Origin of the sequence: Nocardia australiensis (assembly GCF_020733705.1) — a bacterium.
Lineage (GTDB): Bacteria > Actinomycetota > Actinomycetes > Mycobacteriales > Mycobacteriaceae > Nocardia > Nocardia australiensis.
The window spans coordinates 789,941-803,154 of record NZ_JAJFZM010000001.1; the positions used below are offsets into that span (position 1 = coordinate 789,941).

General features: G+C 64.9%; 14 protein-coding genes. 5 read left to right on the forward strand and 9 right to left on the reverse strand.

The genetic code is table 11. The features are described from left to right. The first annotated feature begins 136 nt into the window (after positions 1-136). Entirely contained in the window at positions 137-775 is a 639-nt protein-coding gene (mftR2, locus tag LKE06_RS03420) for a mycofactocin system transcriptional regulator MftR2 (protein WP_227997150.1), read from the forward strand. A gap of 61 nt (positions 776-836) precedes the next feature. Next, positions 837-1,892 (forward strand): ferredoxin--NADP reductase, encoded by a 1,056-nt coding sequence (locus tag LKE06_RS03425; protein WP_227997152.1) that lies wholly within the window; start codon positions 837-839, stop codon positions 1,890-1,892. 9 nt (positions 1,893-1,901) lie between these two features. On the opposite strand, the gene LKE06_RS03430 is transcribed toward LKE06_RS03425, so the two are convergent. From LKE06_RS03430 to LKE06_RS03440, 3 genes are all read right to left on the reverse strand, one after another. Further along, positions 1,902-2,642 (reverse strand): DNA alkylation repair protein, encoded by a 741-nt coding sequence (locus LKE06_RS03430; protein WP_227997154.1) that lies wholly within the window; start codon positions 2,640-2,642, stop codon positions 1,902-1,904. 92 nt (positions 2,643-2,734) lie between these two features. Next, entirely contained in the window at positions 2,735-3,496 is a 762-nt protein-coding gene (locus tag LKE06_RS03435; protein ID WP_227997155.1) for a glutamate racemase, read from the reverse strand. A gap of 12 nt (positions 3,497-3,508) precedes the next feature. Next, entirely contained in the window at positions 3,509-4,735 is a 1,227-nt protein-coding gene (locus LKE06_RS03440) for an NAD(P)/FAD-dependent oxidoreductase (protein WP_227997156.1), read from the reverse strand. Positions 4,736-4,910: 175 nt separating this feature from the next. On the opposite strand from LKE06_RS03440, the gene LKE06_RS03445 reads away from it, so the two are divergent. The 3 genes from LKE06_RS03445 (at position 4,911) to LKE06_RS03455 (ending at position 7,207) form a co-directional block, all read left to right on the forward strand. Then, positions 4,911-5,267, forward strand: a complete 357-nt coding sequence (locus LKE06_RS03445) for an SPW repeat protein (RefSeq protein ID WP_227997157.1) — start codon at positions 4,911-4,913, stop codon at positions 5,265-5,267. Beyond that, a complete protein-coding gene (locus LKE06_RS03450; RefSeq protein WP_227997158.1) occupies positions 5,267-5,905 on the forward strand; it encodes a TetR/AcrR family transcriptional regulator in 639 nt (212 codons plus the stop codon). Before LKE06_RS03445 ends, LKE06_RS03450 begins: the two co-directional genes overlap by 1 nt. Positions 5,906-6,013: 108 nt before the next feature. Continuing rightward, positions 6,014-7,207, forward strand: coding sequence for a lipase family protein (locus LKE06_RS03455; protein ID WP_443678126.1), 1,194 nt, complete (start codon positions 6,014-6,016; stop codon positions 7,205-7,207). Positions 7,208-7,293: 86 nt separating this feature from the next. On the opposite strand, the gene tuf is transcribed toward LKE06_RS03455, so the two are convergent. From tuf to LKE06_RS03485, 6 genes are all read right to left on the reverse strand, one after another. Continuing rightward, positions 7,294-8,484 (reverse strand): elongation factor Tu, encoded by a 1,191-nt coding sequence (gene tuf, locus LKE06_RS03460; protein ID WP_227997160.1) that lies wholly within the window; start codon positions 8,482-8,484, stop codon positions 7,294-7,296. A gap of 138 nt (positions 8,485-8,622) precedes the next feature. After that, positions 8,623-10,725, reverse strand: a complete 2,103-nt coding sequence (fusA, locus tag LKE06_RS03465; RefSeq protein WP_227997161.1) for an elongation factor G — start codon at positions 10,723-10,725, stop codon at positions 8,623-8,625. 137 nt (positions 10,726-10,862) lie between these two features. Further along, a complete protein-coding gene (gene rpsG / locus LKE06_RS03470; protein WP_040739280.1) occupies positions 10,863-11,333 on the reverse strand; it encodes a 30S ribosomal protein S7 in 471 nt (156 codons plus the stop codon). Between the two features lies 1 nt (position 11,334). After that, entirely contained in the window at positions 11,335-11,709 is a 375-nt protein-coding gene (rpsL, locus tag LKE06_RS03475) for a 30S ribosomal protein S12 (protein WP_067527016.1), read from the reverse strand. Positions 11,710-12,055: 346 nt separating this feature from the next. After that, the gene (locus tag LKE06_RS03480) at positions 12,056-12,607 is read right to left on the reverse strand and encodes a DUF3558 domain-containing protein (protein ID WP_227997162.1); all 552 of its coding nucleotides are present in this window, start codon (positions 12,605-12,607) and stop codon (positions 12,056-12,058) included. A 26-nt stretch (positions 12,608-12,633) separates the two neighbouring features. Further along, complete coding sequence (locus tag LKE06_RS03485) at positions 12,634-13,161, reverse strand: DUF3558 domain-containing protein (protein ID WP_227997163.1); 528 nt, start codon at positions 13,159-13,161, stop codon at positions 12,634-12,636. Positions 13,162-13,214: the final 53 nt, after the last annotated feature.

The window sequence follows — 13,214 nt, forward strand, 5'->3', positions numbered from 1 at the left end:
TCACCCCCGGCCTGGACCGCATGCCAGGTCCCCGAGCACGGCGACCACGGCCGCGACCGCGCACTCTAGACTTTCCGATAACAAGTAGCTGAACAGGACGTGACGGGCGCTGCGCGCTCGCGGTGGTAGAGGTGGCATGGGAGTCGGACGAACGCAGGCGAGCGGGGGCGGCCACACGCTGTCGGAGTCCGAAATCGTCGAGGCCGCGCTTCGAGTGGTTCGCGAGGACGGCGTGGAGAAACTGTCGATGCGGCGCCTTTCACGCGAACTCGGCGTTTCCCCCATGGCGCCGTACTACTACGTCGCCGACAAGCGGGAACTACTCGACCTCGTCGCCACCGCCGCGCTGACCGGAGTCCGCAAGCCAGCGCCCGAATCCGGGCCGTGGCAGCAGCGGCTGCGCGAGCTCATCGACCAGATCGACGAAAAGCTGCGCAAACACCCCGGCCTCGGCGATGTGCTTATCGAGCAGATGCTCGGCAAACAACTCGACCTGATCGCCGCCCTGATGGAGATCCTCGACGAAGCCGGCTTCTCCGACCGCAATGTACTCAACGCCTACGCGACCATCCACACCTACTTGTTCGGCAGGAGACGGGTGAACCCACGCGATCGGTCACCGATGTCGGAGGTCGCTCTGCCGAAGGTGGTGGCGCGTGCCACGAAATACATGCCTGACCTGCGCGGAAAGTACGCCTACGATTTCGGCGTGGAGGTTTTGATAGCCGGGCTCGAGGCCCAGCTTGTCCGGCAGCCGAGTCCCGACGTACGATGAAACTGAAACACGTTCTAGTTTTGTCGGCCACGGCCGGCAGTGCCAGGTTCGAGAGGACGAAATGACAACCGTCGAGGTTCCACACGGTTCACGTTCGGTCGTGCTGCGGATATCCGCCGTCATCACCGAGACCCCCGACACTTGTTCGCTGGTCTTCGACGTCCCCGACGAACTGGGCGAGCGTTTCAGCTACCAGCCGGGCCAGTTTCTCACCCTGCGTATTCCGAGCGACCTCACCGGTTCGGTGGCACGCTGCTATTCGCTGGCCAGCTCGCCCTACACCGACGACCGGCCGAAGGTCACCATCAAGCGCACCGTGGGCGGCTACGGGTCGAACTGGGTGTGCGACAACGTCAAAGCCGGTGACGAGCTCGAAGTGCTGCCGCCATCGGGGGTTTTCACACCAAAGGACCTCGACGAGGACCTGCTGCTGTTCGGCGCGGGCAGCGGCATCACGCCGGTGATGTCCATCCTGAAATCCGCGCTGGCTCGCGGTAGCGGCAAGATCGTATTGGTCTACGCCAACCGCGATCACGAGTCGGTGATCTTCGCGGCCGAGCTACGCGAGCTGGCCGACAAGCATCCGCAGCGGCTGACGATCATCCATTGGCTGGAGTACCTACAGGGGCTGCCGACACCGGACGCGCTGGCCACCCTGGTCGCGCCGTACGCGAGCTACGACGCCTTCATGTGCGGTCCGAAACCGTTCATGGATCGGGTGCACGACGCACTCGCCCGGCTCGACGTCCCGCGCTCGCGCACACACGCCGAGGTGTTCAATTCCCTTGCTGGGGACCCGTTTGCCGACCAGGCGCCGGTCGAGGTCAGCGATGAGGACGCCGCGAACGCCGCCACGGTCGAGGTCGAACTCGACGGCGAGGTGCACGAGCTTTCGTGGCCGCGTAAACAGACGCTGGTCGACATCATGCTGGCCAAGGGCCTCGACGTGCCTTACTCCTGCCAGGAAGGTGAGTGCGGTTCCTGCGCGTGCACGGTACTCGAGGGCAAGGTCGAGATGGCGAACTCCGAGATCCTCGACCCCGAGGACATCGAGAACGGCTACATCCTCGGCTGCCAGGCCCGCCCGGTCACCGACCACCTCAAGATCCAGTTCTGAGGCGGTCGACTACTGTGCGCGATAGTGCGCGCGCAGGGCCGGGTCCAGTCGTTCGACGGCGTAACTCAATGCGGTGCGACCCATTTCGGTCGCATGCCGGTCCAGAAAGCCGATCAGCAGCTTTTCGTCGACACGCTTTCCGACCTCGCGCAGCATCCAGCCGAGCGCCTTCTGAATGAGGTCGCGACGGTCGTCGAACAACCGCTCGCATAATTCGAAGGTCGTATCGGCCTCGCCCGCCTTGATGAACGTGAAACTCGACAACAGCGCGACTCGCCGCTCCCAGAGTGAATCGGCGGCGGCGAGTTCGAAAAGCAGATCGCGCGGCTTGTCGAGCAGCCATGGGCCGATGATGTTTTCGGCGGACACGTCGATAAGGTCCCAGTTGTTCACCCGGCCCCGGCGCACCGCCGCGAGGTAAAACCGCACCAATGCCGCGCGGGCGGTGTCATCGAAGGCCTGCGGCTTGGACACGGCAGCGAACCTGGCGTTGAGAATGATCAGCGCCGTGAGCCGCTCCTCGTGCACCGGACTGTCGAGCAGTACGTCGATATCGGTGAGTGACAGTGCCACACAGCGTTTCGCGATCGAACGAGTTGCCGGCACTCGAACGCCGATGAAGACATCACCCTCGCCGTACTCCCCGGGGCCGGTTTTGAAGAACCGCTGTAGCACGATCGCGTCGGCGGGATCGGCGACCTCCGCCAGCGCCGCGCGTACCTGCGCGACAGTCGAAAACCCTTCGGTCATCAAACCCCCTACGTCCGATCGTCGGGCACGACTCGCAGGCGATTTCCGGCCCGGTCTATGGCCATGCACCGCGAGCGGCAGCATGCCATCGATCAGCCCTGCGCGCCCAGAATTCGACCGGACTCGAAAGCTGAGGCACCGGCCGGCAGTGCGCCCGGCCTGCCGCTATTGAGCACCCGCACTTCGCCGTTGCCCGTGGTGGGCCGCCCCAGCGCCTCCATCCGCCGAATCGTCTGTGCGGCAACGGCTTGCGCGCTGTCGAACAGTCGCACGCCGTCGGGCAGCGCCGCCACGATGGCGTCGATCACCAGCGGATAGTGGGTGCAGCCGAGGACTACACCCTCGACATCGGCAGGCGACTGGGCCGCGGCCAGCTCGATGGACTCCCGTGCGGCAACCAGATCACCGGAATCGATGGCGTCAGCCAAACCGTGGCATGCGACGCCGACGACATTCGCGTCCCGACCGAAACGGGCGATCAGATCCGACTGATAGCGGCTGGCCGTGGTGGCCGCCGTCGCCCACACCGCCACCGATGAGCAGACCGCGGCAGCGGGTTTGATCGCGGGCACGGTGCCGATCACCGGAATATCGGGGCCGACCTCGGCACGCACATGCTCCAACGCGGTGACGCTCGCCGTATTGCACGGGATCACGATCACCTCCGCGCCGAGCTCGATCGAGGCGCGTGCGGTCCCGACCACCCGATCGATCGTCCACTGCTCGGGCTTGGGTCCCCACGGCGCGCCATCCGGATCGAGCTGCAGCAGCAGATCGACATCCGGTCGAAGCTTGCGCAGCCAGGCGGCCGTCGGCAGCAGCCCGAGGCCCGAATCAATGAGCGCGACGATCACTCGACCAACCTATTAGGCCGTGCCCAACAGCTCCGCCACCGGGGCACCCGCTGCGATTTTCGCGCGCACCTTCATCACCTGTGACGTCATGCCCGCACCGACCACCCCGGTGAGGTTGCCATCCTGGTGGTAGTAGGCGAGGAACTTGCGGCCGTCGTCGGAAACGATATCGACCTCGTCGGCGGCGCTCGGGGTGCCGAGGGCCTGAATCTTCACGTCGTACTGGTCACTCCAGAAGTACGGCACCCGCGCCGCGGTCGGCGGTTCGGCGCCGAGCAACGCGCATGCCAGCAGCTTCGCCTGCTCACCCGCATTGGTCCAATGCTCCACCCGCTTGTGCTGCCCGGTCGCGTGCAGCCAGGCAGCGACGTCACCGACCGCCCACACACCATCGACAGAAGTACGCCCAACCTCGTCTGCGAGCACGCCGCCTCCGGCCGCCGGATCGGCCAGTGCGATACCCGAATCGGCCAGCCATTCGGTAACCGGTCGCGAACCGACACCGATGACAACCAGATCCGCGGCCACCTCGCTGCCGTCCGAAAGCCGCGCGCCCCGTACTCGATCGGCGTCATCGGCCAGGAAGGTATCGAGCCCGGTGCCACAGCGCAGATCCACGCCCTCGGCACGATGCATCCTGGCGACAAGCTCGCCGACCTGCTCACCGAGCACCGAAGCCAGCGGCGTCGGTTGGGGTTCGATCAGCGCCACGGCCACACCGCTCGCCCGGAAGCTCGCCGCGAGTTCACAGCCGATGAACCCGGCGCCGACTACCAGAGCCGTACCGGCACTGGACAATTCGTCACGCAAAGCGGCGGCGTCGGCGAACCCGCGCAGCACGTGTACCCCCTGCAAATCCGGCAGGCCCGGCAGCCGGCGCGGCCGCAGGCCGGTCGCGATGATCAGCTGCGCGTAGTCGAGCGTGCCGCCGTCGGCCAGCGCCACCTGCCGCGCAGCGGTATCCACACCCACCGCGACAGTGTTGCGGCGCAGGTCGATTCGCTTCTCGGCGAAGAACTCCGCGGGCCGAAGCGTGGTGTCATCGGTCTCGCCGCGCACGAACTGCTTCGACAGCGGCGGCCGGTCGTAGGGCAACCGCGGCTCGTCACCGACGAGGATCACCTCCCCCTCGTATCCCGCGCGGCGCAGCTCCTCTGCGGTACGCAGACCGGCGAGTCCCGCGCCGACGATAACGATCGGCCCGGTGTGGCCGTTGGCATCCGTAACTGAAGGTGACACGCAGCTCACCCTAACTTCCGCCCGGTCGGCCACCACGGTGAGGCCCGTCACTTTCACCATCGCGGGACTGTGCGGTTGATCGGTGCCCAATCGTATCCGTATCGATATTGATCGGGCGGTCAATCAGAGTTGAATGCATAGCAGGAGAACAACTCGAATCCGCAGGAGGTACCCCATGTTCACCGGAAGTCGCACACAGGACTACCTGGCCGTCGTGCTGGGCGTCTTCGCCGCGCTGTCCCCCCTCTGGGTGGAGACGAACAACAACGGCATGTGGTCGCTGATTGTGCTCGGCGCACTCGTCGCACTCGCCGGCCTCGCACAGATCTACCGGCCCGCCATGGAAGCCACCGATTACGCCATGGGACTGTTCGGCGCTCTACTGTTCATTTCCCCTTGGGCGATGAACTACACCGCCTACCGCGGCGCATCATGGACCGCATGGGTAATCGGGATAGTGACGGTAGTGGTCGCAGTCGCGGCGCTGCCGACGGTGTCGGGGCGTCTGCACGACATGGCTCCGCACCACTGATGCCGATGCCGAAGCCCGGTCGCCGGACAGGAGCCGGGCATCGCCGCAGCGCCAAGGTGGACGGCGACGCCCGGCAACTCATCCTGGATGCGGCGGAGAAACTATTCGCGGCACAGGGATTCGACGCCACCCCAACCGCAGCCATCGCGGGCGCGGCCGGTGTGCCCAAAGGGCTCGTCTTCTACTATTTTTCGACCAAGGATTCGATCCTGTCCGCCCTGATGGCCGAGCGGGTACCCAAGCATCCGATCGCCGATATCGACACCGTGGTCGCACCCGGTGACCCCGCCGCCAGCCTGGTGAATCTCGATGCCGCGCTCAATTTGCGCGATCACCACTCCTCGGTGCTGCGCGTCATCATGTGGCGCGAGGCCGATACCCATCCCGACGTCCGGCGCCAGTTACGCAGGCTGCGTGACCAAATGCTCGATGCCACCACCCGCGTCCTGCAAGCCAGTGCCTCGGCACCAGTCCAACCCGGCACCCTGCGCGCCTGTGCCGCCGCCTGGGTGTCGGCCATGTTCGCGATCGCCAGCACCGATCGACTGCACGCACTCGACGGCGTGCCGCTACCCACCGCGAAAGAGCTATTGGAGGTAGCCCAGGTTGTTGCCGCGGGTATGACTCAGTTGGGCTGAATCCGGTGAGGCGCGCCTGACCCATCACCTCGACCGAACGTGATATTAACTCCGTTTGTGCAGATCACGAGAGTTTCTCGGAATCGCCGTCGGCCCGCTTCCCGCGGCATGCTGATGACCTGTCTACTAGTAGGCGCCCTCGCGGCAACCATGGCCGGCACGGGCACCGCGCACGCGGTGCCGATCTATCCGGTAGCCGATCCGGACCCCTTCTATGCCGCACCACCCGATATCGCCGACAGGCAACCGGGTGAGGTGCTCGACAGCCGACCGATGCCGACCCCGCTGATATTTCCGGGGACGACCGTCAGGCTCATCAAATTCCGCTCGACCAACTCGAGTGGCGGCCCCATCGCGGCGACCACCACGGTGCTGACACCGGCCAATCACGCCCCCGGCGGACCGCTGCTTTCCTATCAGCACATCATCAACGCGCTCGGCACGAAATGCGCGGTATCCCGGGCGCTCTACAGCGACGATCCGAACATCCAGGTCAGAGAAGCGGTGGTGCTCAACGGGCTGCTGGTACGGGGATGGAGCATCGCCCTGCCCGATCATCTCGGACCGACCTTCGCCTACGGCGCAGCGCGACTGGGCGGCCAGATCACCCTGGACGGCATTCGCGCGGTCCGCCAGGTCCCCGAACTCCAGGCACACGACAGCCCGATCGCGATGGCGGGCTATTCCGGGGGCGGCATGGCCACCGCGTGGGCGGCCGCGCTCGCGCCGAGGTACGCACCCGAGCTCGAAATCGTCGGTGCCGCAACGGGTGGCGTACCCATGAACATGGTGAAAATGCTGGAGGGCGTCGGCCTCGATCCGCATCCCGCATTCGGCCTGCTGATGGCGGCCGGATTAGGACTCGAACGGGAATACCCTGATCGATTCCCGATCAGCGACTACCTCAATTCGCGCGGCATGGCGATCAGGCAAACGCTGGCCAACGGCTGCACCAACGAGATACTCGCGGCCGGCGCCGGACACGGTATCCGCGATTTCGCCAGCAGTACGTCATTGATCAGCGACCAGACCGCGCGGGGCGTCGTCGAGGAGAACAGCCTCGAACTCTTCGACGGAATACCGAAAATCCCCATATTCGAATGGCATTCGCCCAGTGACCCACTCATCCCGATCGACGCCATCCGCACCACCAACAATCGATATTGCGCGGCCGGCGTCCGCCTACAGACCGAACTCACCAATTCCCCCGACCACCTCTCGGCCGCCGTCTTCAGCATCCCCTCCGTACTCGCCTGGCTCACCGCCCGCGCCCAAGGCGAACCCGCCCCGAGTAACTGTTAGTCGGCGAAGGTCAGCTCGTCTCCCGAAACGCAAGCGGCGCCGCTCCTTTCGGAGCGGCGCCGCTTGTGTTCAGTGATTGGAGAGAATCACTTGATGATCTTCGTGACGCGACCGGCGCCGACGGTGCGGCCACCCTCACGGATCGCGAAACGCAGGCCCTCGTCCATGGCGACCGGCTGGATCAGCTTGACGGACATCTCGGTGTTGTCACCGGGCATGACCATCTCGGTGCCCTCGGGGAGGGTCACAACGCCCGTCACGTCAGTCGTACGGAAGTAGAACTGCGGACGGTAGTTGTTGAAGAACGGCGTGTGCCGGCCGCCCTCGTCCTTGGACAGGATGTAGGCCTGGCCCTCGAACTCGGTGTGCGGGGTGGTGGTGCCCGGCTTCACGACGACCTGGCCACGCTCGACATCTTCACGCTTGATGCCACGAACCAGCAGACCGACGTTGTCGCCGGCCTGGCCCTGGTCGAGCAGCTTGCGGAACATCTCGATACCGGTGACGGTGGTCTTGGTGCTCTTCTCGCGGATGCCGACGATCTCGACTTCCTCGTTCACGTTGATGATGCCGCGCTCGACACGACCGGTGACGACGGTGCCACGACCGGTGATCGTGAAAACATCCTCGACCGGCATCAGGAACGGCTTCTCGGTCTCACGAACCGGGTCCGGGATCGACTCGTCGACCGCGGCCATCAGCTCCAGCACCGAGTTGACCCACTTCTCGTCACCCTCGAGCGCCTTCAGACCGGAGACCCGCACGACCGGCGCGTCCTCGTCGAACTCCTGCGAAGCCAGCAGCTCGCGGACCTCCATCTCGACGAGCTCGAGGATCTCCTCGTCGTCGACCATGTCCGACTTGTTCAGCGCGACCAGGATGTAGGGCACGCCGACCTGACGGGCGAGCAGCACGTGCTCGCGGGTCTGCGGCATCGGGCCGTCGGTGGCAGCGACCACGAGAATAGCGCCGTCCATCTGCGCCGCACCGGTGATCATGTTCTTGATGTAGTCCGCGTGGCCCGGGGCGTCGACGTGCGCGTAGTGGCGCTTCTCCGTCTGGTACTCGACGTGGGAGATGTTGATCGTGATACCACGAGCCTTCTCCTCCGGCGCCTTGTCGATCTGATCGAAGGCCGAGGCCTCGTTCAGGTCCGGGTACTTGTCAGCCAGCACCTTGGTGATCGCTGCAGTCAGCGTGGTCTTGCCGTGGTCGACGTGACCGATGGTGCCGATGTTGACGTGCGGCTTCGTCCGCTCGAACTTCGCCTTCGCCACTGTGGTGTCCTCCTGGACTTGTTGGTGCGTGCAGTTGCAGCAGTGCGGTTTTTTGGATCATCCCCGCATGCGCGAGGAATGGGGTCGTACTGACTCCCGGCTGATGGGGGCAGGCTTGCCACCGGCCCCCGATCGGAATTACTCGCCGGTCGCCTTGGCGATGATCTCCTTCGACACGTTGGCCGGAACCTCCGCGTACGAGTCGAACACCATGGAGTAGTTCGCCCGGCCCTGGGTCTTCGACCGCAGGTCACCGATGTAGCCGAACATCTCCGAGAGCGGAACCAGCGCCTTGACGACACGGGCACCACTGCGTTCCTCCATGGCCTGGATCTGGCCACGGCGGGAGTTGAGGTCGCCGATCACATCGCCCATGTACTCCTCGGGCGTGATGACCTCGACCGCCATCAGCGGCTCGAGGATCACCGGACCGGCCTTGCGGGCCGCTTCCTTCAGTGCCTGCGAGCCGGCGATCTTGAAGGCCATTTCCGACGAGTCGACGTCGTGGTATGCGCCGTCGAGCAGCGTGACCTTCAGGTTCACCAGCGGGTAGCCGGCGAGGACACCGTACTGCATGGCGTCCTGCGCGCCCGCGTCCACCGAGGGGATGTACTCGCGCGGCACACGCCCACCGGTGACCTTGTTCTCGAACTCGTAGGTCGCGCCGTCTTCGCCGATGAACGGCTCGACCGCGATGATGACCTTCGCGAACTGGCCGGAGCCACCCGTCTGCTTCTTGTGGGTGAACTCGAGCTTCTCGACCTTCTTGGTGATGGTCTCGCGGTAGGCCACCTGCGGCTTGCCGACGTTCGCCTCGACCTTGAATTCGCGCTTCATCCGGTCCACCAGGATGTCCAGGTGCAGCTCGCCCATACCGCCGATGACGGTCTGGCCGGTCTCCTGGTCCAGCTTCACGGAGAAGGTCGGGTCCTCGTCGGAGAGCTTCTGGATCGCGGTGCCCAGCTTCTCCTGGTCGGACTTGGTCTTGGGCTCGATGGAGACCTCGATGACCGGGTCCGGGAAGGTCATCGACTCGAGCACGATCTGAGCATTCGGATCGCACAGGGTGTCACCGGTGGTGGTGTCCTTGAGGCCGATCACCGCGTAGATGTGGCCCGCGGACGCCGCGGCGACCGGGTTCTCCTTGTTGGAGTGCATCTGGAAAAGCTTGCCCAGACGCTCCTTCTTGCCCTTGGTCGAGTTGATGACCTGAGCGCCGGAGTCAACCTTGCCCGAGTACACCCGGACGTAGGTCAGCTTGCCGAAGAACGGGTGCACCGCGATCTTGAACGCGAGCGCGGCGAACGGCTCGTCAGCGCTCGGCTTGCGGGTGAGTACCTCGTCCTCTTTGCCCGCGGCATGCCCTTCCACGGACTCGACGTCCAGCGGCGAGGGCAGGTAGTCCACGACGGCGTCGAGCATGGGCTGCACGCCCTTGTTCTTGAACGCCGAGCCACACAGCACCGGGTAGAGTTCGGAGGACACCGTCATCTTGCGGATGGCGCCCTTCACCTCGTCGACGGTGAGGTCCTCACCGCTGAAGAACTTGTCCAGCAGCGCCTCGTCGGATTCGGCGACGGTCTCCAACAGTTCCTGCCGGTACTGCTCGGCCTTCTCGACCATATCGGCCGGGATTTCCTGGACGTCGTACTTCTCACCGAGCTTGGTCTCGCCGGTCCAGACCTTGGCATTCATCTCGACCAGGTCGACGACACCCTCGAAGGTGTCCTCCGCGCCGATCGGCAGCTGGATGACCAACGGCCTGGCACCCAGGCGGTCCTTGATGGTCTGCACCGTGAAGTAGAAATCCGCACCGAGCTTGTCCATCTTGTTGACGAAGCAGATCCGCGGCACGTCGTACTTGTCGGCCTGCCGCCACACCTGCTCGGACTGCGGCTCGACGCCTTCCTTGCCATCGAAGACGGCAACGGCGCCGTCGAGCACGCGCAGGCTTCGCTCGACCTCGACGGTGAAGTCGACGTGGCCCGGCGTGTCGATGATGTTGATCTGGTTCTGGTTCCAGAAACACGTCACCGCCGCCGAGGTGATGGTGATGCCGCGTTCCTGCTCCTGCTCCATCCAGTCGGTGGTCGACGCGCCGTCATGCGTTTCGCCGATCTTGTAGTTCACACCGGTGTAGAAGAGGATGCGTTCAGTTGTGGTCGTCTTGCCCGCATCAATGTGGGCCATGATGCCGATGTTGCGGACCTTGTTCAGGTCGGTGAGCACGTCCTGTGCCACGGAAATCTTCCCCGCTCGTAGCTAGATGGGATTTTCGGGGACGACCCTGTGGTCGTCTCTATGTCAACGCCGGAAGCGGCGGGTAAGTGCCGCGTCCAGCTGTGCCTCCCGACCCAGAACCACGGGTCGGACAGACGTCACCAGCGGTAGTGCGCGAAGGCCCGGTTCGACTCGGCCATCTTGTGGGTGTCCTCACGGCGCTTCACCGAAGCACCGAGGCCGTTGCTGGCATCGAGGAGCTCATTGGCCAGACGCTCGACCATGGTCTTCTCGCGGCGAGCGCGGGAGTAGTTGACCAGCCAGCGCAGGGCCAGGGTGTTGGAGCGGCCGGGCCGCACCTCGACGGGCACCTGGTAGGTGGCGCCACCGACACGGCGGGGCTTCACCTCGAGGGCGGGCTTGACGTTGTCGAGCGCGCGCTTGAGAGTGACGACCGGGTCGGTGCCGGTCTTCTCGCGCGCCTGCTCCAGCGCGCCGTAGACGATGCGCTCGGCGGTGGACTTCTTGCCGTCCAGCAGGATCTTGTTGACCAGCTGAGTGACCAGCGGCGACCCGTAAACCGGGTCGTTGATCAGCGGACGCTTGGGTGCGGGGCCCTTGCGTGGCATATCAGCTCTTCTCCTTCTTGGCGCCGTAACGGCTGCGGGCCTGCTTGCGGTTCTTCACACCCTGGGTATCGAGCGAGCCACGGATGATCTTGTAGCGCACACCGGGAAGGTCCTTCACACGACCGCCACGCACAAGCACCATCGAGTGCTCCTGCAGGTTGTGGCCTTCACCCGGGATGTAGGCCGTGACCTCGACCGCGCTGGTCAGGCGAACGCGCGCGACCTTACGCAGCGCGGAGTTCGGCTTCTTCGGGGTCGTGGTGTACACACGAGTGCACACGCCACGGCGCTGTGGGCTCCCCTTGAGGGCCGCGGTCTTGGTCTTGGTGACCTTGTCGCGACGACCCTTGCGGACCAGCTGGTTGATGGTTGGCATAGACCGGCTTTCCTTAATTAGTTAACGCGGTGTCTGGAACTAAATGTCTGTTTTCAGTTGGCAGCGTTCACGGGCCCCTTCGCGGTCACGCAAGCTATCGCCTCCGGGGCCGTCGTTCACGCTGCGGTCATCGAGCTTTCACCCGCACGCCCAGCCGCGTTTCTCGCGTCCCGAGGTCGGGCGTGTCGCACGCCTAGCAGGACCGGTTTTCCGGGCACGCTTGGAAGGTCGGCCGCTTTCGCTGGCTTACAACTGCGCACGAACTTGCCCGCATGCTTCCGGGCACAGCGGTCCACGATACTCGCGGCCCCGACATGGGGTCAAAGTGGGGTGGAAGCCACCGCTGCTACCTGGCCAGATTCAGGGTCAACTCGACCAGCTTCTGCGCCCCGGCGCAGGGATCGGGATGCCCGGAACCAGGACGGTAGTTGATCCACCAGCCGACGATGCCGGTATCCGCCGCGCTGGCGGTGACACCGCAGGAGTCCGGATCATTGGGCCGTCGCGTCTGTACTGCGCGCTGGCCCTGCACGGTGACGTTTTCGGTGGTGTAGCCGAGCTTGTCGTTATTGGCCTTCTCGTTGTTCAACGAGCCGACCTCATACCAGTTCAAGGTAACCATGGCCATCCCGCCGGGCGCATCCACCACGTCCCACATGCACACCGCGCCGTTGAACGACCCCTCCACGTCGGTGGCGTTCCCGACCGCGACGCCGATCTGATCGCTCGAGACCACCTCACATTCGCGCAGCAATTTATCGAAGTTGGTGTTGATCGAGCTGCCGCTCCCCGCGGGCAGCGCCGAACCGGACACCGTCTTCCCGCAGCCCGCCGTAGCCGCGACCGCGAGCGCGGCGGCCACGGTCGCCGTGATCCGCACGACCGAACGTCGTTTCATCCTCGATCCCCTCATCGCGGGCGGCTTCACTGCAACCTCTGCACGGTCAGTTCGGCCAGTTTGCGAGTCTTGTCGCACGGATTGCCGGTCGCCCCGAAAAGACCGTAGGACATCGACCATTCGAAGAAATCGTCGTCGAGCTGCACCGCGAGATCGCACACCGAACCACTCGGATCCAGCGCCTGGAAACCCTTGCGTCCGCCGACATCGATGGTGTCCGGATTACGTCCGACACTGGACACCCACGCCTTCTCCCGATCGATCGGGCTGCCCCGGTACGAGGCGAAAGTGACACTCGGCGAGGCGAGTCCAGCCGACTGCCAGTTGCAGCCGACCGAATTCTTGTAAACCTGCGAGACCCCGTTCAGCCCGGCGATGCCACGCACCTCATCGTCGGTGACGTGACCGCACTCCCCCACGAACGGCCCGAGCGTCGCGACCTTCGGGGGCGGGCGCAGCGGAGTATCGGAGGACTCGGAGTCGCCGCTGGACCCGCAGGCCGACAACATCAAAGCCAGCGTCATACCGGTGACGATGGCCGACAGAATCCGCATGCGATGAACTCTACCGGCGTCGCCGATGGTCCACCCGGCTCCGAACCGGAGCA